Annotated in this window: 22 protein-coding genes; all 22 read left to right on the top strand. The window is 35.2% G+C overall.

Annotation, left to right across the window (positions count from 1 at the left end):
- Window positions 1-272: 272 nt before the first annotated feature.
- The gene (locus tag KHA87_RS08330) at window positions 273-473 is read left to right on the top strand and encodes a DUF2768 domain-containing protein (protein WP_213093612.1); all 201 of its coding nucleotides are present in this window, start codon (window positions 273-275) and stop codon (window positions 471-473) included.
- 60 nt (window positions 474-533) lie between these two features.
- A complete protein-coding gene (locus KHA87_RS08325; protein ID WP_213093611.1) occupies window positions 534-1244 on the top strand; it encodes a hypothetical protein in 711 nt (236 codons plus the stop codon).
- Between the two features lie 284 nt (window positions 1245-1528).
- Window positions 1529-3007, top strand: a complete 1479-nt coding sequence (gene spoIVA, locus KHA87_RS08320) for a stage IV sporulation protein A (RefSeq protein ID WP_213093610.1) — start codon at window positions 1529-1531, stop codon at window positions 3005-3007.
- A 237-nt stretch (window positions 3008-3244) separates the two neighbouring features.
- Window positions 3245-3517, top strand: coding sequence for an HU family DNA-binding protein (locus tag KHA87_RS08315; protein ID WP_055739433.1), 273 nt, complete (start codon window positions 3245-3247; stop codon window positions 3515-3517).
- Window positions 3518-4026: 509 nt separating this feature from the next.
- Window positions 4027-4593: a GTP cyclohydrolase I FolE gene (gene folE / locus KHA87_RS08310; protein WP_213093609.1), complete on the top strand. Its 567-nt coding sequence runs from the start codon at window positions 4027-4029 to the stop codon at window positions 4591-4593.
- Between the two features lie 24 nt (window positions 4594-4617).
- Window positions 4618-4851, top strand: coding sequence for a trp RNA-binding attenuation protein MtrB (gene mtrB, locus KHA87_RS08305; protein ID WP_213093608.1), 234 nt, complete (start codon window positions 4618-4620; stop codon window positions 4849-4851).
- Between the two features lie 149 nt (window positions 4852-5000).
- On the top strand, window positions 5001-5819 hold the full coding sequence (locus KHA87_RS08300; protein ID WP_213093607.1) for a heptaprenyl diphosphate synthase component 1: 819 nt from the start codon (window positions 5001-5003) through the stop codon (window positions 5817-5819).
- 3 nt (window positions 5820-5822) lie between these two features.
- A complete protein-coding gene (locus KHA87_RS08295; RefSeq protein WP_213093606.1) occupies window positions 5823-6524 on the top strand; it encodes a demethylmenaquinone methyltransferase in 702 nt (233 codons plus the stop codon).
- A 16-nt stretch (window positions 6525-6540) separates the two neighbouring features.
- Entirely contained in the window at window positions 6541-7503 is a 963-nt protein-coding gene (hepT, locus tag KHA87_RS08290) for a heptaprenyl diphosphate synthase component II (protein ID WP_213093605.1), read from the top strand.
- Between the two features lie 176 nt (window positions 7504-7679).
- On the top strand, window positions 7680-8126 hold the full coding sequence (gene ndk, locus KHA87_RS08285; RefSeq protein ID WP_213093604.1) for a nucleoside-diphosphate kinase: 447 nt from the start codon (window positions 7680-7682) through the stop codon (window positions 8124-8126).
- 129 nt (window positions 8127-8255) lie between these two features.
- Window positions 8256-9029 carry a CheR family methyltransferase gene (locus KHA87_RS08280; RefSeq protein ID WP_213093603.1) on the top strand — a complete coding sequence of 258 codons (774 nt, stop codon included), beginning with the start codon at window positions 8256-8258 and terminating at the stop codon, window positions 9027-9029.
- Window positions 9030-9177: 148 nt separating this feature from the next.
- Complete coding sequence (aroC, locus tag KHA87_RS08275; protein WP_213093602.1) at window positions 9178-10350, top strand: chorismate synthase; 1173 nt, start codon at window positions 9178-9180, stop codon at window positions 10348-10350.
- 1 nt (window position 10351) lies between these two features.
- Window positions 10352-11422, top strand: coding sequence for a 3-dehydroquinate synthase (aroB, locus tag KHA87_RS08270; protein WP_213093601.1), 1071 nt, complete (start codon window positions 10352-10354; stop codon window positions 11420-11422).
- A 27-nt stretch (window positions 11423-11449) separates the two neighbouring features.
- Entirely contained in the window at window positions 11450-11815 is a 366-nt protein-coding gene (gene aroH, locus KHA87_RS08265; protein ID WP_213093600.1) for a chorismate mutase, read from the top strand.
- A gap of 18 nt (window positions 11816-11833) precedes the next feature.
- Window positions 11834-12922: a histidinol-phosphate transaminase gene (gene hisC, locus KHA87_RS08260; protein ID WP_213093599.1), complete on the top strand. Its 1089-nt coding sequence runs from the start codon at window positions 11834-11836 to the stop codon at window positions 12920-12922.
- A gap of 35 nt (window positions 12923-12957) precedes the next feature.
- Window positions 12958-14061 carry a prephenate dehydrogenase gene (locus tag KHA87_RS08255; RefSeq protein WP_213093598.1) on the top strand — a complete coding sequence of 368 codons (1104 nt, stop codon included), beginning with the start codon at window positions 12958-12960 and terminating at the stop codon, window positions 14059-14061.
- Window positions 14062-14251: 190 nt separating this feature from the next.
- Entirely contained in the window at window positions 14252-15541 is a 1290-nt protein-coding gene (gene aroA, locus KHA87_RS08250) for a 3-phosphoshikimate 1-carboxyvinyltransferase (protein WP_213093597.1), read from the top strand.
- Window positions 15542-15654: 113 nt separating this feature from the next.
- Complete coding sequence (locus KHA87_RS08245) at window positions 15655-16536, top strand: hypothetical protein (RefSeq protein WP_213093596.1); 882 nt, start codon at window positions 15655-15657, stop codon at window positions 16534-16536.
- A gap of 53 nt (window positions 16537-16589) precedes the next feature.
- Window positions 16590-17849 (top strand): tetratricopeptide repeat protein, encoded by a 1260-nt coding sequence (locus tag KHA87_RS08240; protein WP_213093595.1) that lies wholly within the window; start codon window positions 16590-16592, stop codon window positions 17847-17849.
- Window positions 17850-17888: 39 nt separating this feature from the next.
- The gene (locus KHA87_RS08235) at window positions 17889-18428 is read left to right on the top strand and encodes a ReoY family proteolytic degradation factor (RefSeq protein ID WP_213093594.1); all 540 of its coding nucleotides are present in this window, start codon (window positions 17889-17891) and stop codon (window positions 18426-18428) included.
- A 136-nt stretch (window positions 18429-18564) separates the two neighbouring features.
- Window positions 18565-19026 (top strand): YpiF family protein, encoded by a 462-nt coding sequence (locus tag KHA87_RS08230; RefSeq protein WP_213093593.1) that lies wholly within the window; start codon window positions 18565-18567, stop codon window positions 19024-19026.
- A 228-nt stretch (window positions 19027-19254) separates the two neighbouring features.
- Window positions 19255-19764, top strand: a complete 510-nt coding sequence (locus KHA87_RS08225) for a QcrA and Rieske domain-containing protein (RefSeq protein WP_213093592.1) — start codon at window positions 19255-19257, stop codon at window positions 19762-19764.
- Window positions 19765-19767 lie beyond the last annotated feature (3 nt).

The raw sequence follows: 19767 nt of genomic DNA, 5'->3' as shown, positions 1-19767 counted from the left end.
TCCTGACAAAGTCATATTGTTTAAATGATGTTGCTGTATGATATAATATTTGGCGGGATGTATCTGAAAATTGTATTAATATATTATAAAAAGGTTATTTTCTTATAAAATGTTTCTTTTCGTAATTTAATGAAAGTACTAATAAAATATAGTTTCGGGGCATCTTTTGTTAATAGGGTTATCGAACTATACAGAGTTAGATATATATCAAAATTCCGATTACAAAAGCGACAAAGTATAAGAAAAGAGACTTAATAAAGGTGGTTTGGCGGATGTCACTGTCCATGCTTAAAATGTGGATATCAATTGCTGCTATGGGTATAATGGCAATTGCAATGATAGCTATATATTTTAGCAGATATAAGTTACAATCAAGGGCATTTAAATTTGTTACAGCTTTAATAGCATACATATGTTTATTTGTTGGTGGATTAATGATGTTTTATGTTGTTTTAAGTGGCCCGACCGGTTAGTCCAATTAATTGATTGCCACTACTGTTAGGGTTTTTTGAACAAGAAAGGAAGGCAATAGGTTGAAAAAAATAATACTTAGCTTTATTCTGATTATCTCTATCTCCTTACTGAGCGGTTGTCTCTATCCTCAGGATAAACTTGCAAAGAATCAGGTTCCATATGAAGATCAATTACAGTCAGTACAGTCGGCAGTGGAGAAATTTCAAAAAGATAATGATGGTATTCTTCCAATTAAAACAGAAGAAAAAAGTACATCTATATATGAAAAATATCCGATAGAATTCAATAAACTAATCCAAAATAGATATATGGCAGAGCCACCTGGAAACGCATACGAAAACGGCGGAATTTTTCAATATGTTATTATAAATGCAGAAACAAAACCAACTGTAAAACTATTTGATTTGCGCATTGCCGAAAAAATAAGAGATATTCGGATTCGAATTACTGCACAAGGCTACCCACCATTTGGAAAGCAGGTTGCATATAACGTATATACGATTAATTTTAAGAAATTAGGATTTAAATCTGAGCCGTATGTAGTTTCGCCATATACAAATAACAATCTTCCTTTTGTTATAAATGGGTCTGGAGATATTTTTGTTGACTATCGAATGGATTTATACCAAGCCTTGAAAACTACCCATTCTACTTATAAACAAGGAGAAGATATTCGACCAATATTAACGAATGATTCATCATTTGTTCCTGCTTATTCACTTCCTTATACGATAAATAAAAAAAATGAGCCAGTCTTTTTGACAAAATAGTCATAACCCTTTCTCAGGCAATATATATTGTAGAGGAAGGGTTTTAATTATTATAAGAGGTTGTTCAAAAGATGAAGGAAACTAGCTGCTTGATTACAGTGCTCTCCTAAATTCTTAAAAGCGTATATTATTTTTCTATCTTTTTGAACACTTATTATAATTATTTCAATAAAAAATTACTCTTTATAGTCATAACATAATAGGACAACATCATACACATATATTGTCCAATCATATTTTAACGGATGTAATGTCCCGGTAACTTAATGTGGGGAGGGAATCTCTTGGAAAAGGTAGATATTTTTAAAGATATCGCTGAAAGAACTGGTGGTGACATTTACTTAGGAGTTGTGGGAGCAGTTCGTACTGGTAAGTCTACATTTATTAAAAAATTTATGGAGCTGGTAGTTTTACCGAATATTGCTAATGAGTCAGACAGAAATAGAGCGCAAGATGAATTACCGCAAAGTGCGGCAGGGAAAACGATCATGACAACAGAACCGAAGTTTGTTCCAGCTCAAGCAGTGTCTGTTCATGTCGGTGAAGGGCTTGATGTTAATATACGTCTGGTTGATTGTGTAGGATATACAGTGCCTGGTGCTAAAGGATACGAGGATGAGAATGGACCAAGGATGATTCATACCCCTTGGTACGAAGAACCAATTTCATTCCATGAAGCTGCAGAAATTGGAACGAGAAAAGTTATTCAGGAACATTCTGTTATAGGTGTAGTTATTACTACAGATGGTACTATTGGAGAAATTCCTAGACATGATTATGTAGACGCGGAAGAAAGAGTCATTGCCGAATTAAAGGAAGTTGGAAAGCCGTTTATTATGGTCATTAACTCTTCTAGACCACATCATCCCGAAACAGAATCATTAAGATTGTCACTGGCAGAAAAATATGATATCCCGGTAGTAGCAATGTCTGTGGAAAGCATGCGTGAGGGAGATGTACTTAATGTCCTTAGAGAAGCGTTGTATGAATTTCCAGTACTAGAGGTCAATGTAAACCTTCCAAGCTGGGTAATGGTATTGAAGGAAAATCATTGGCTAAGGGAGAATTACCAAGAAGCCGTGAAAGAAACGGTAAAAGATATTAAGCGCCTGCGCGATGTAGATCGTGTCGTTCAATACTTCAATGAGTATGATTTTATTGAAAATGCTGGATTAGCAGGTATCGAAATGGGGCAAGGGGTTGCAGAAATTGATCTTTATGCTCCTGATAATCTTTATGATCAAGTATTGAAAGAAATTGTCGGCGTAGAAATTCGTGGCAAGGATCACTTGCTGGAATTAATGCAAGATTTTGCTCATGCCAAGAGAGAATATGATCAAATTTCTGACGCTTTGAAAATGGTTAAACAAACAGGGTATGGAATTGCATCTCCTACACTTGAAGATATGAGTTTGGATGAACCAGAAATTATCCGTCAAGGTTCACGCTTCGGGGTTCGTTTAAAAGCCGTAGCGCCATCGATTCATATGATCAAAGTGGATGTAGAGTCTGAATTTGCACCAATTATCGGAACGGAAAAGCAAAGTGAGGAACTTGTAAGGTATTTAATGCAAGATTTTGAAGACGATCCGCTTTCTATCTGGAATTCAGATATCTTCGGGCGTAATTTAAGCTCTATCGTGCGGGAAGGAATTCATGCAAAGCTTTCCCTCATGCCGGAAAATGCTCGTTATAAGCTAAAGGAGACGCTTGAGAGGATTATTAATGAAGGGTCGGGCGGCCTAATTGCGATCATTTTATAAGAAATTTTATCAGTGCCAGGTAAAAATCTGGCACTTTTTTACGTTTTTCCCCATAAAATCAATATTTATTCTTGCTAAGGCTATTTTAATGTGATAATCTTTTATCAGAATTGTTGTTACAGGAATCAACAACGTTCTTTACGGTTTTTTCGCATTTTATGTATAGAAACCGTTTAATTTGTTTACAAATGTAATAATTAACAAAAAATTGTTCCTTTTTGGGAGGAGGTGAATGGCATGAACAAAACAGAACTTATCAATGCTGTTGCAGAAAGCACTGAACTATCTAAAAAAGACGCGACAAAAGCTGTTGATGCTATTTTCGATACTATTCAATCTGCATTAGCTAATGGAGATAAAGTACAACTAATCGGATTCGGTAACTTCGAAGTTCGTGAACGTGCGGCTCGTAAGGGACGTAACCCACAAACTGGTGAAGAAATCGAAATCGCAGCTAGCAAGGTGCCTGCATTCAAACCAGGTAAAGCGCTTAAAGACGCTGTAAAATAAGTACATACCAAGCTTTGAGCGTATTAATGAAGGACTGCATTTCGCAGTCCTTTTTATATTTCCATAAAGTAATATAAATCATTCATACAAATGGGAATTTTTTTAGTTGTATTTGAAAGTATATAATATTGACCTGCGGTTACCTATTAGAAAAATTGTCTACTTCTAGCTTCAGTGCTGACAGTTTGCGGATTTCTAAGTCTCCTCCCGGTGGAAAGGACATCAGGAGAAATTAGAATTATTAATTTCAACAGTGAAATTAGAAGTACCAATTTCAATAAGTGAAATTAGAAGTACCAATTTCAATAACCGTACATTGCTGTTCAAGGCGCCAAGCCCAATTGTTTATTTTGCCGACCGGGTTGAGTCTATGCTAATATTAAACAGTCTATTATAATGATTCTGGTTGTTATATATTTCGTTTGGTATTCGGAAATCTCCGAAGAAGTTTATCGAAGTGAATGAATATGATATGTTCTATTAAAAATACATAATAAGGGGTCCGGACAATGGATGAGGAAAATTTAAAGAAGATTGAACAAGGTGTTCGAATGATATTAGAAGCCATTGGTGAAAATCCAAATCGAGAAGGATTAGTGGATACTCCAGAACGTGTTGCCAAAATGTATGAAGAAATATTCTTTGGTTTAAGAGAAGATCCAAAGGAATATTTTGATATCATATATAGTGAGGATCATGATGAATTGGTTTTAGTAAAAGATATACCCTTCTTTTCTATGTGTGAGCACCACCTCATTCCTTTTTATGGGAAGGCACATGTGGCCTATTTTCCACAAGGCGGTCAAGTAGCCGGTTTAAGTAAATTAGCAAGAGCGGTGGAATCGGTAGCAAGCCGGCCGCAGCTTCAAGAAAGAATTACAGCGACACTTGCCGATGTTATAATGGATAAACTAAATCCACTTGGAGTGTTCATTATGATTGAAGCTGAACATATGTGTATGACGATGAGAGGAATAAAAAAACCGGGTACTAAAACGATTACCTCTGCCGCAAGAGGTTTGTTTAATACAAATGATTCACTAAGATCTGAGGTCCTTTTATTAATGAAGGATTGAGATGATTAGATTGGAGGAATTAAGATGTCTACATTGAGTGGAGACAATGATTATATTGTTATTAAGGCAATAGATGACGGGGTTAGTGTTATAGGGTTAACAAGAGGAACAGACACTAGATTTCACCATACGGAGAAGTTAGACAAAGGTGAAGTAATGATTGCCCAATTTACGGAACATACATCTGCGATTAAAATAAGAGGAAATGCCAAAATATACACTAATATTGCAGAGTTAAATAGTGAGCTGAAAAAATAGCATTCTTAAGTAATATCCATACCTAGTGAAATAAATCACAAATGCATACAGATTAAATGATTTTATGTTATAATATATTTTGTTCTATTTTTTTTTAGGAGAACATAAGAAAAGATATATATCCAGGAAAGAAACGGGGACTCGGGGTTATGTCATTACAGGAATCATTAAAACTAGTGGCTTCAATTAAAGAGAGAATACAGCAAGAGATTACACATCACTATTTAAATAAATATATTGAGGTGCCATTTATTGATGAAGATCGCATCATGCTTTTATTAAATAGCATTGTGAATCAAGAATTTTCTAAGGATGAAGCAGAAAAGCTTGTCGCTAGTGCTATGCTTATCCAAATTGCCCTTGATACCCATGAAAAAGTAACCAATTTTGGCGAGAATATAAAAAAACGTCAGCTACTAGTATTGTCCGGAGATTATTATAGCGGATTATACTATAAAATATTAGCAGAAATAGATAATATTCCGTTAATTAAAGTATTAGCGAGCGGGATAAAAACCGTAAATGAATATAAAATTGCTCTTTATCGAAATGAAGAAACAGATGTTAATACATATATGAATAATCTAAAGAATGCGGAATCAGCCATTATTACAAACTTTTGCGGGTATTTTGGCGCCGTTAATCAATGTTCCGTTGCGGCAGAATTTTTGTTCTTGAATCGCCTATTAAAAGAATTAGAATTGGTAAATAACGGGTTATCATCATCCGTTTTTGATTCACTAGTTAAATGTTTAATACCTACAAAACAAATACCATTTCAACAATTATCTTCTGAAAAGAAATCAACTATATTAGAAGTATGTGAAAAATATATAAATAGTTCAAAAAATTATTTAAGGAAATATGTAAAAGAGCTAAAAAAACCAAACTTTTTACTTGCTGAAAGAATTAAGTTATTGGTGATGGAACGTCAAACAGTTTTAAATTTATATTTGGAAGAAGGGTAAACCATGTCTACAAAGGAAGAACGTGTCCATTCCGTATTTGAAAAAATTTATAATAATTATGATAAAATGAATTCCGTTATCAGCTTTCAGCAGCATTTAAAATGGCGCAAAGATACGATGAAAAAGATGAATGTTCACGAAGGCGCCCAAGCCCTTGATATTTGCTGCGGTACTGCTGATTGGACCATTGCACTAGCAGAAGAAGTGGGTCCGAATGGCAAGGTTTTTGGATTGGACTTCAGTAAAAACATGCTGAAAATTGGTCAAGAAAAAGTCTCCGATTTACCTCAGGTAGAATTAGTACATGGCAATGCAATGGAGCTTCCCTTTGAAGACAATACCTTTGATTACGTCACGATAGGATTTGGTCTTAGAAACGTCCCAGACTATATGCATGTATTGAAAGAAATGTATCGTGTAGTTAAACCTGGCGGCATGGCTGTATGCCTAGAGACCTCACAGCCGACGATGTTTGGATTCAAGCAAGGTTATTATTTTTATTTTCGCTTTATTATGCCGGTTCTAGGGAAATTATTGGCGAAAAGTTATGAGGAATACTCATGGCTTCAGGAATCTGCAAGAGATTTTCCAGGTATGAAGGAATTGGCAGTAATGTTTGAAAAAGCGGGATTTCAACATATACAATATAAGCCATACAGTGGAGGTGTGGCTGCATCGCATATAGGATATAAAGAGATACAATAAGCTGGGTGGAAATAATATGAAACTACAAATGATGTATTCGTTTCTAAAGGCGGATATAGACTTAATTGAGAAGGAACTGCATACTGCCATTACTTCAAATTCAGCACTTATACAAAGTGCTTCCCTAAATTTAATTGATGCCGGAGGAAAAAGACTGCGGCCGATCTTTGTGTTGCTTTCAGCTAAATTTGGTAAATATGATATCCAGGCAATAAAAAATGTTGCCGTTGCATTAGAGTTAATTCATATGGCATCTCTTGTACATGATGATGTTATTGATGATGCGGAATTAAGGCGCGGAAAACTTACTGTGAAGGCAAAATGGGATAATCGCATAGCAATGTATACTGGTGATTTTATATTAGCCTGCTCACTTGAATATATGACGAGAATAGAGAACCCCGAAGCACATCGTATTTTAGCCAAAACAATTGCTGAGGTTTGTGTTGGCGAGATTGAACAAATAAAGGATAAATATCGTTTTAATCAGACATTGAGAGATTATTTGCGACGTATTAAAAGGAAGACTGCACTATTAATTGCTATTAGCTGTCAATTAGGTGCAATAGTTTCTGGTGCAGATGAAGATATACATAAGAAGCTGTTTCAGTTTGGATATTACGTAGGAATGTCTTACCAAATTACGGATGATATTTTGGATTTTACTGGTACAGAAAAAGTACTCGGAAAGCCTGCTGGAGATGATTTATTGCAAGGAAACATAACACTTCCTGTTCTTTATGCTATGAAGGATGCGGTTGCGAAAAAGAAGATTCTTACAGTGCATGAAAATATGGAAAAGGAAGAAATGAAAGAAATTATTGCTGTTATTAAAGAAACAGGTGCAATTGAAAAATCCCACCAGTTAAGTAGACGTTATTTGGAAAAAGCTCTTTCCATTGTAAAAGAGCTTCCTGAAAACCGTACGAAAAAATCATTAATTGAGATCGCTAATTTTGTTGGAAAACGCAAATATTAATATATAGTCGATTCGATAACTATAAGTATTTTTCGGGCCTTATTTTATAATTCTCACCCATGTTTCTATGTCGAAAGCGTTTCCAATAATAATATTGTCAAACATCGTAAATAATGTTACTATTTTCATGGGCTGCTTGCCCGTATCAACAAGATACATAACTAGGAGTGGTAAAAATGGAAAAAACATTTTTAATGGTAAAACCTGATGGAGTACAAAGACAATTAATCGGTGAAATAGTTTCTCGTTTTGAGAAAAAAGGCTTTCAGCTTGTAGGAGCAAAGTTAATGCAAATTTCAACTGAACTTGCACAAAAGCATTACGGCGAGCATAAAGAGCGCCCATTCTTTGGTGAATTAGTTGACTTTATTACTTCTGGACCTGTATTTGCAATGGTTTGGGAAGGTGAAAATGTGATCTCTACTGCTCGTCAAATGATGGGTTCAACTAATCCTAAGGATGCTCAGCCTGGAACAATCCGTGGAGATTTTGCTACTACAGTTGGCAAAAATATTATTCATGGCTCCGATTCGCCTGAAAGTGCTGAAAGAGAAATTGGTTTATTCTTTAAGCAAGAAGAATTAGTGGAATATACTAAATTAATCAATAATTGGATTTATTAATTTTTGCTGGATTGGATTTATTCCAATCTTTTTTTTTTTTTATAAAAATTTTCATTAAAATTTTTTCCTAACCTTCCTAAACTTGCTAGACTTCCGTTATAATTATTTTAAAAACATCGGGAGTAAATCATGGATCGAGATTATCAAGAATTTATTTTAAAAGTAGAAAGAAAAACAGGTATTGATCTAGCATTGTATAAAGAAGCGCAAATGAAAAGAAGACTTACTACATTTTATGAAAAGAAAGGTTTTTCATCCTTCAATGAGTTCTTTAAAGTATTAGATATCGATACGAACCTATTAAATGAATTTCTGGACAGAATGACAATAAACGTATCGGAATTTTATCGGAACAGACAAAGATGGGATGTATTAGATAACAAAATTCTTCCTAAACTGATAAAGCAAGGACAGCCATTAAAGGTATGGAGTGCAGCATCTTCTACTGGTGAAGAGCCCTACACAATATCCATGGTATTGTCTTCTCATTATCCGTTAAACAAAATATCGATTTTGGCAACGGATATTGATGCAAATGCTATTCAAAAGGCGAAAATAGGGGTTTATTCGGAAAGGTCATTGCAAGAGGTTCCTTCCACTAAAAAGGATCAGTACTTTCAACAGAAAGGCGCTTATTATGAAATCTCGGAAGACATAAAACGTACCGTTTCATTTAAGAGACATAATTTGCTTGCTGACCAATTTGACAGGAATTTTGATCTTATCGTTTGCAGAAACGTTTTAATCTATTTCACCGAGGATGCAAAATCAATATTATATAAAAAATTTAGTGATGCTCTTAAACCTGGTGGAATTTTGTTTGTTGGAAGTACAGAGCAAATCTTTAATCCGAATAAGTATGGCTTTGAAGTGGAAGATACATTCTTCTACAGAAAAATTTGAAAAACTGTTGTTGCCAACAGTTTTTTGTCATTTAGACGTAATAGAAATATAGAAGGTTTTAAATTTTTTAATAATTTGCTATGTATGTGCATGTAGTTTATGATATATTGATACATAATTACTTTAAAGTGATGAAGGAGGCATAATAATGAGATATTTAACTGCTGGTGAGTCGCATGGACCGCAGCTTACTACAATAATAGAAGGATTGCCAGCAGGCATGCCTTTAACAGTAGAAGATATAAATAAAGAGCTAGCGCGTCGTCAAAAGGGATATGGACGCGGAAGAAGGATGCAAATTGAGAAGGATCAAGCAATCATTGCTGGTGGGGTACGCCATGGAGTTACTTTAGGATCGCCTCTAGCTTTGGTTGTTGAAAATAAAGACTGGAAACATTGGACTAAAATCATGGGAATGGAACCTATAAGTGGGGATGAGGAGGACGAAATAAAGAGGAAGGTAACAAGGCCAAGACCAGGGCATGCTGATTTAGTTGGTGGCTTAAAATACGGTCACAGGGATATGAGGAACGTACTCGAACGTTCCTCCGCAAGAGAGACAACTGTTAGGGTTGCGGCAGGCGCAGTTGCTAAAAAATTATTATCATTGCTAGGTATAGAAGTAGCGGGACATGTTCTTGAGATCGGTGGTGTTCAAGCTGCCGTACCTACTTATCAAAATATTAAAGATTTGCAGGAAAAAACGGAAAACTCACCAGTACGTGTTTTTGATGAGAATGCGGAACAAAAAATGATGGATGCCATTGATCAGGCTAAGAAAAAAGGGGATTCTATAGGAGGTATTGTGGAGGTTATTGTGGAAGGAATGCCTCCAGGTGTAGGAAGCTATGTACATTACGATAGAAAATTAGATGCAAAAATTGCAAGTGCGATTGTAAGTATAAATGCTTTTAAGGGCGTTGAATTCGGATTAGGTTTTGAAATGGCGAGATCCTTCGGAAGTCAAGTTCACGATGAAATTATTTGGAATCAAGATACGGGTTACATACGAAGAACCAACAGACTTGGCGGTTTTGAAGGTGGAATGACAACTGGTATGCCTATTGTAGTAAGAGGTGTAATGAAGCCTATCCCGACACTTTATAAACCTCTTCAAAGTGTTGATATTGATTCTAAAGAGCCTTTTACAGCCAGTATTGAACGTTCGGATAGCTGTGCTGTACCTGCAGCAAGTGTAGTTGCGGAGGCCGTCGTTGCATGGGAAATAGCTGTGGCTATTACAGAGCAATTCTCGAGTGATCGTATGGACCACTTGCAAAAACTAGTAGAAGAACATAGAGAATATGCAAGGAAGTTTTAATATGGATATAATCAATATTTGTACTTCTTCCAAAGATTATTCTGTATATATTGGTAATAAAATTATTCATCAATTAACAGAAAAAATAGATGGATACTCCAAAATTTTAATTATAACGAATAAACATTTAGAAACCTTGCACTTACAAACACTAAAAAGTTTTTTGCCAACTAATAAGGAAACCCATATTTATATAGCTCCTAATGGAGAGAAAGCTAAAACCTTCCAAATTTATGAGGACTGTATCTCATTCACTCTTCAAAATGGTTTTGATCGCAAATCAGTCATATTATCATTCGGAGGCGGGTCAATAGGTGATTTAGCGGGCTTCGTTGCAGCAACGTATATGAGAGGAATTCCTTTTATACAGATTCCTACAACGTTATTAGCACATGACAGTGCAATTGGCGGGAAAGTAGCCATAAATCATCCACTGGGGAAAAATATGATTGGCTCCTTCTATCAGCCTGAGCTGGTTATATTTGATATTCAATTCTTAGAAACGTTGCCTATTACGGAAAAAAGAAGCGGTTTTGCTGAGGTAATAAAAGAAGCAATTATTTCAGATCCCCAATTCCTGCAATATTTGATGAAACAAGTCCAAACATTGGATTCAATACCATTAGAAATATTACAGAATCTATTACGGAAAGGGATTGAAATAAAAGCAAATATAGTTCAACTGGATGAAAAGGAACAAAATATTCGGGCATATTTAAACTTTGGACATACGCTAGGGCATGCTTTGGAAGCAAATGCTGGGTACGGAATGTTGACTCATGGAGAAGCGGTCCTGATTGGAATCGTTTATGCATTGCATTTAAGTAAGGAGCTATTTCAGCTTCCTTTTCCAATGGCAGAATTTATTAATTGGCTTGAAGGCTTGGGGTATGAATGGAGAATTCCTGCAGATACGGATTTCGACGCTATTTTTGAGCTAATGGCCAGAGACAAAAAATCTGTGCATCAAACACCTAACTTTGTTTTATTAACGAATATTGGGCAGCCTGTTTTGAAAAAGGTGGATAAAGATATTTTGCGAAAAACCTTTCATTTATTACAAAACGGATAAAGATGAGTGTAAAAAGGGGAGAACGAAATGATTCGCGGAATAAGAGGGGCAACAACAGTTTCTAGTGATTGTGAGGATCTCGTCATAGATGCTGCAGAAGAATTATTGCAGAAAATGATTGATACAAATGGGATAGAAGCAACAAATGTTGCTTCTGTTTTCATATCGGTTACATCAGATATTCATTCCACTTTTCCTTCAAAGGCTTTAAGAAGATTCCCAGATTGGAAGTTTGTTCCGGTAATGTGTTTGCAAGAAATACCTGTTATTAATAGTTTGCCATTATGTATAAGAGTTATGCTTCATATTAATACAAGTAAACCGCAGCATTTATTAAAGCATGTATATTTAAATAATGCTACTATCCTTAGACCTGACTTAGATGTTGTTTGAATAGGGGGAGGTAAAACTATGAAATGGAAGAATCAAATATATAATTTAGAAGCATATAAGCCTGGTAAATCGATTGATGAGGTTAAAAAGCAATATCAATTAGAACAAATAGTAAAATTGGCTTCCAATGAAAATCCGTATGGTTACTCTACAAAGGTTGATCAAGCTCTTGAAAATTTCAAGCCATCTTTTATGCTTTATCCTGACGGAAACGCTTCAAATTTGCGTAATGCTACAGCTGATTTACTTGGGGTAGATCCTGGACAGCTTATTTTTACAAATGGCACGGATGAACTGATTCAAATTATTTCCAGAGCGCTTCTCGAACCAGGGAAAAATGCTGTAATGGCTACCCCTACATTTACCCAATATAAGCATAATGCTGTTATTGAGGGGGCATTAGTTCGTGAGGTTGATTTAATAGAAGGATCCCATGATTTGAAGGGGATGCTTCAGCAAATAGATGGAAATACAGCAATAGTATGGATATGCAGCCCAAATAATCCAACTGGTTTATATATTCCAGAAGCGGAATTAGTGTCATTTTTGGAGGGCGTACCAAGGGATGTCCTAGTAGTTCTTGATGAAGCTTACCATGAATATGTAAGCAAGGATATTGTCTATAATTCCATTAAATTCATTAATAAGTTTCCTAATTTAATTGTAATGAGAACTTTTTCGAAAATATATGGATTGGCTAGTTTTAGGGTTGGATATGGGGTATCGTCCTATGATAATATTCAAAAGCTTGAACCCGCGAGGCCGCCATTTAATACAAATGTATTAGGTCAATTAGCAGCATCGGCAGCAATAATGGACCAAGATTTTGTAGAAAACTGTTACAGAAAAAATGAAGTAGAGAAACAAAAATATTATATATTCTGTCAAGAAAGCCACTTGAACTATTATCCTACACAAGGAAATTTCATCCTAATAGATTTTGCTCACGATGGAGATGAGGTTTCTCAATTTTTATTATCAAAAGGTCTTATTGTCCGTTCCGGAAAATCATTAGGTTTCCCAACGGGAGTACGAATCACACTTGGCTTAGAGGAGCAAAATCTTCAAGTAAGGAACGCAATAAAAGAATTTTTAGAACAAAAATAAAAATGGAAATTGCATGCATCTAAGGGAGGGTTTTCATGCGTGGAAATGTATTTATCGCAGGACTTGGACTAATTGGAGGCTCACTGGCATTAACGATAAAAAAACAGCATCCGAATTCTGTAATATATGGATTTGATGTAGTTACGGAGGAAATGGATAAAGCGAGCTTCCTGAAAGTAATAGATAAAAGAGCAGAGTCCTTTCAAAAAGGTGCAGAAATAGCAGATTTAATTATCCTTGCTACCCCTGTTTTGGAGACGGAAAGATTAATGGAACAATTAGCAAATATGTCGTTGAAAGAACATGTACTTATAACTGATACAGGCAGTACGAAAAAGAGCATTGTAAAAAAAGCATTGCAGCTTGCTGAAAAAGGAATAGCTTTTATCGGCGGGCATCCAATGGCAGGTTCCCATAAAAGCGGTGTTACAGCAGCGAAGGATCAATTATTTGAAAATGCCTTTTATATCTTAACACCTACATCCCATCAATCGGCGCATCAATTAAAGCTAGTAAAAGATTGGTTATCTGGTACAAAGGCAAGATTTATTGAGTTGACTGCGGAAGATCATGATGAAATGACGGGTATACTAAGCCATTTCCCGCATATTATAGCTTCTTCATTAGTAGAGCAAGCAAAAGACTATCAATCAACATTTCCTTTGTTATCTAGATTAGCAGCGGGAGGCTTTCGGGATATTACAAGAATAGCATCCGCAGATCCAAATATGTGGGCTAGTATTTGCGTATTGAACAAAGATGTATTGTTAAAGTTATTGAGGCAGTGGCAGGTTAAAATGAACCAAGTAACAGAATTAATTGAAGAGGAGAAATTTGAAAAGCTATTTTCATTTTTTCAAGAAGCAAAGATTTTTCGTGACGAGCTTCCATCTCATTCAACAGGTGCCATTCATTCCTTTTATGATTTATTTATTGATGTTCCAGACTATCCTGGGGTAATATCGGAAATTACCGGTTACTTAGCGGAAGAAAATATAAGTATCACGAACATTAGAATTCTAGAAACAAGAGAAGATATATATGGTGTGTTAAGAATTAGTTTTCAAAATGAACAAGATCGTGGCCTTGCAAAAGAATGCTTAGAAAAAAGAACAACCTATGATTTATTTATCCAATAAAATTAACTACAATTCTCTTTTCTTAATCTATGTTGCTTTTGTATATGAAAATTTTATAGTATCCTTACTTTATTATGAAGAAATAATTTTTGGAAGAAAAGATGCTCTGAAACTTCCTATATTGAAATTTGTAACATATACGAAAGTAATAATTTATAGGTAAACAGCCATTGATAAAAGGGTGAAAGCAGTGGAACAGAAACAGCTAACGTATAATCAAAAGAATTTACACGGAATAATCTCAGTCCCTGGAGATAAATCAATCTCCCATCGGGCAATCATGTTTGGTTCGATTGCAAATGGTGAAACAACTGTCCGCAATTTTTTATTTGGTGCTGATTGTTTAAATACTATTTCTTGCTTTCGGCAATTAGGTGTAAGTATTAAGCAGAATGATAATGAAATTATTATTGTTGGAGAAGGATGGAGTGGCTTAAAGGAACCAACGGATATTCTCGATGTAGGAAATTCAGGTACTACCACAAGGTTAATGCTAGGGATTCTGGCGGGAAGACCGTTTCATTCTGTCATTATAGGAGATGAATCAATTGCCAGAAGACCAATGAATCGTGTCGTCCATCCGCTGCGGGAAATGGGAGCGAGCATTAATGGGCGCGAAAATGGAAACTACACTCCAATTGCGGTTCAAGGTAATGCGTTACAGCCTTTAAACTACCAGCTTCCTGTCGCAAGCGCACAAGTAAAGTCCGCTATTTTGTTAGCAGGATTGCAGGCAGCCGGAGAAACGACCATAATTGAACCTGCTGCAACAAGGGACCATACAGAAAGGATGATACAGCAATTTGGAGGTCAAATCTCCATTCAAAATAGGCATATATCGGTGCAAGGAAACCAAGAACTGACTGGGCAGAACGTATATGTTCCAGGTGATATATCTTCAGCAGCATTTTTTATGGTAGCCGCAGCAATTGTCAACAATAGTGAAGTCGTCTTGAAGAATGTTGGTTTAAACCCAACAAGAACAGGTATAATCGATGTATTAAAGGAAATGGGTGCTGATATTATCATAAATGATAATGGTAAGGATATGTTTGAACCGATGGGAACAATTACAGTTAGGAGCTCGAATCTAAAGGGGATTGAAATATCCGGCGACATAATTCCAAGATTAATAGATGAACTCCCTATTATTGCATTGCTTGCTACACAGGCTGATGGTAAAACCATCATTAAAAATGCTGAGGAGTTAAAAGTGAAGGAAACGAATCGCATTGATGCAGTTGTAGCGGAATTGACGCGGTTAGGTGCTAAAATTGAAGCAACGGATGATGGAATGATTATTTATGGTAAATCTACTTTAACCGGAGGTTTCGTCAGCAGCTATGGGGACCATAGAATAGGTATGATGCTGGCAATCGCTGCGTTAATTTGTCAGGAAGAGGTTTTCCTAGAAGGTTCTGATGCAATTAATGTCTCGTATCCTGGCTTTTTTGAAGATATACAAAAAATTATTGGGTAGTTTTATTGATTTCACTTGTGGACAAAAAGAAACTAGTAGTAGTTTCTTTTTGTCATTTTTATTCTCTATTTTTCATAGCTTGTCTATAGAATGAAAAATCTGGAGGGAATAAAATGTATATCATTGAAAAAGCAAATATTGCGATAGAAAACCTGGAAAAAAAAACTTCTTTACTAGTGAAAGATAACAAAATTTACTCGATGAAGGATTCCTATACAAGAAATCATTATATTAGAATGGATCTTTCTGATTATGTTATGACCCCAACCCATGTAATGCTTGATTTGGATAGCCCTCCTACTGATTTTCAAGCAATGAAACAGTACTTTATTGAAAATTTTCTATTAAAAGGCTGTAATACAATGATTAGCACCTTTTCCATCCAATATGAGAATCAATTTGAAGAAGAAAAGCGTAAAAAAATGCTTTTCCTTCTCAATAGTCCGATTGATTATATTATGGCTGTTAGACTTCCATTGGAAAAGCTTACTACATCATTAATCAGGAAATGTAAAAGAAATAGCATCCCTATCATTTTTGTGGAAATAAATAGGATGGAGGATATATTTAATATTGCATGGGGATGGATAAGAGAAGCTATGTTTCCTTATAACCCAGTACTAGTTCCAATAATAATGTCAGAACAAAAGACTGTGAAAAAGAATCTTTTAAAATTATGGAGAGAAATATTGGAAAAAGAAAAAATTTCGCATGTTTTCGATGAAATTCGCGAAAAAAATCCAATTGAAATGAAAAAATTGAAGAAATTTGGTGTATACCCAAAAAGAGGAGATTTAAGTGTAGGGAGCGAAATAAATTATAACTTATATTTCAAAGCTGATAAAGTTGATGAACAAGCCGGTATTCATTATGATAAAGATAAGTTAGCCGTCATGGTTCATAAAGGTAGCATTACAACGGTTTGTAATATGGTTAACTTTCGGCCGGGTTTTGGAGAAGAGCTTAAAATAAAAAGAACTTCTCTCTTTGTTTAATGCTCTTTCTTAATCAGCTATGAATAAATTATTGATCGTAGAAAGGATACAGTATGTTACTTGTACAGCAAATGTTACAGCATATAGAAGATGGAAATATGAAAAAAGCTGAAAGCTATTTACGTAAAATAAAAGCGGAAGGAACGGATGAAGAGATCTTTCAATCTGCGCAGGAATTATATCATTTAGGGTTTTTAAAAGAGGCAAAAGAACTTTATGAACAATTGATCCTACAATTTCCCGATGATGGGGAATTAAAAATTTTATTAGCAGAGGTACTTTTAGATTTAGATCAAGAGGATGATTCCATCTTTTTACTTGGATCAATATCTGAAACGGACCCTGACTATCCAAGGGCATTGCTTTTATTAGCGGATTTGTATCAAATGCAGGGGCTAATAGAAGTAAGCGAACGGAAGCTGCAGGAGGCAAAGGAAATCCTACCTAATGAACCGATCATTGATTTTGCATTAGGTGAATTATATACAGCGAGCGGGAATTATGTAGATGCGGTTAGATATTTTAAAAGCTTAATTGATCAAGGCCAAGAAAATATTGCAGGAAATAATATTCATGCTAGGCTGGCGGAAGTATTGAGCTCGGCCGGAGAATTTGAAGAAGCACTTCCGCATTATGATCAAGCTCTAGAGGACCACTTAGAAATAAATACTTTATTTGGATTCGGCTTTACCGCGTATAAGGCTGGATATTATCGAAAAGCTATTGATCTATTTTTAAAGCTTAAGGAATTGGACCCTGAATTTCATTCTTTATATTTATACTTAGGTCGAGCATACGAACACGAGGAAGATATTGCTCATGCACTTGAGGTTGTTAAAGCAGGCATTAAAGTAGATGAATTTAATAAGGAATTATATCAATTTGGAGGTAAAATCGCTTTAAAAGCCGGAGATGAAGAGTTAGCAGAGGATTATTTTAGACAATCTTTAGTTCTGGACCCAGGATATATAGATGCTGCTTTAACCTTAAATAAATTATTCCTGCATCAAAAGAGGTATGAAGATGTAGTGGAAATTTCTTCTGTCCTTGAACAGGAAGGTGAACCAGATCCGCTTCTTTATTGGGATATGGCAGTAAGCTATCATCATTTAGAACAATTTTCACATGCATTAAAATATTATGAGCTAGCATATAATGATTTAAAGAATAACCTTGAATTCCTTGAAGAATATGGATATTTTCTTATTGAGGAAGGAAAGAGAGAGGAAGCTGCTCAAATTTTTCAAACTCTTGTACAAGAAGACCCGACGAATGAAGAATGGATTATGCTTTTGGAACGTTTTGAAAAATAATAATGGACTATACTATCATTATGCAGAGGAGGGATTCCTTTGGCTGCAACTCCTGTATCTGTCAACGAGAAAAAGGATTTTATTCGCTGGTTTTTAAATCATTATCAATTAAAGAGAAGAGAATCAGTATGGATCTTAAATTACTTAATGAGCCACGACCAGTTAATGGAAAAGGTCCATTTTGTAGAGGAAGCACAGTATTGTCCAAGAGGTCTTATCATGTCTACGCATTGTGTTGATCTTGTTCCATTTCGATTTTATAAAGAAAACATTATGACTACTGATACGGAAAAATCATTTCATGATATACGCTTGAATCGTGACGAGGATATTTATATTCAATTAAATTTTAAAGATGCCAATATATCTTATCATTATGCTGCTGTGTTAGAGGAAAATCCTTTTATGCCAAAATTATTGAGAATTAATGATGAGGACAGAATGATAGCGGAAAAATTTTTGCAGCGAAGTATTATTAGTTTTCAAAAGGAAAAGATCTTAAGCGAAATTGATGATGCCCTAGACCGGAATGATCAAGAGGCGTTTTTATCTTTGACAGAAAAGCTTAAGAATTTATAACTCCTTAAAGTCTAAGCCCCCTTAATGATGAGGGCTTTTATTTTTTGTTATGAAAAGGACCGATAACCTACCTTGGTTAAAAAAATGTTGCATGATATGATAGATTTGTCGGAATTATAAATGTAGGAGTGTTTATATGAATTGGAATGGCAAAGATGTAGAACTTTATTTAAGAGAAAAGCAATTTATTGATACGGCAATTGTCCCTCTTATCTCTCTTGGTTTGGGTGATAATATGAAACAATCAGCATCACAAGGGGAGTTCATTAGTTTACTAACACTCCATCTTGAACATCAATTTAGAGGGAGAATGTTGTTATTTCCACCGCTAACGTACTTATTAGAATCAGATGAGAACCTCAAAAAGAACACTTTACAGGAATGGGAGGGAACATTAAAGGAAAACGGCTTTTTACATGTTTTTTATATCACTTCCGATAGTTTTTGGAGGGATATAAAAGAACCCTTTTCAGAAAACATCATTTGGCTTCCTTCAATACCTTTGGAAAATATGGAAGAAAAATTCAAGCATTCTTTACTAGAGGATCAAGTAAAACAATTAATAAATATTATAGTGCAAAAATGGCAAAATATATAATGTAGCTTTTTTTACTCATAAATAAGATTTTTTATTCACAACTAAATGTAAAATAGGACAAAATTGGCAATAAATATTTCGGAATTATGTCACATTGTTGTCATCTTTTACAAACGGAGGTTATTGACCTTCTAATATGTTTGATATATCATTGTTATGTCCTAGATTGTATTTGTGCGATTATTATGTCCATTGGACTTACCTTACTGCTAGAGGGGGGAAAAAGGGATGAGCAAGAATCCTGTATCAAGACGTCAGTTTCTAAGCTATACACTTACGGGTGTAGGTGGATTTATGGCAGCTGGAATTCTGATGCCGATGGTTCGTTTTGCAGTTGATCCAGTGTTAAAAACAGAAGCTGCAGGAGATTTTCATGCTACTAAGCTAAAAGTTAGTGATTTAACAGACCAACCACAAAAGATTGACTTTACATATGAAGAAGTTGATGCGTGGTATAAGTCAGATGTCACACAAACAGCATGGGTATATAAAGACAGCAAGGGAGACATTGTTGCTTTATCACCTATTTGTAAGCATTTAGGCTGTACAGTTAACTGGAATGCAAATAAAGACCATCCAAATCAATTTTATTGTCCTTGTCATGGTGGCCGTTATGAGAAAAGCGGAAAAAATGTTCCAGGTACGCCACCAGCCAAACCATTGGATTCCTATCCAACAAAAGTCAAAGATGGTTACCTATACTTAGGAAAACCGCAAGCAAATGCATTTGTTAAATAAAGG

Origin of the sequence: Bacillus sp. FJAT-49736 (assembly GCF_018343615.1) — a bacterium.
Lineage (GTDB): Bacteria > Bacillota > Bacilli > Bacillales > Bacillaceae_C > Margalitia.
This window is presented reverse-complemented; position numbering and strand designations above follow the sequence as displayed.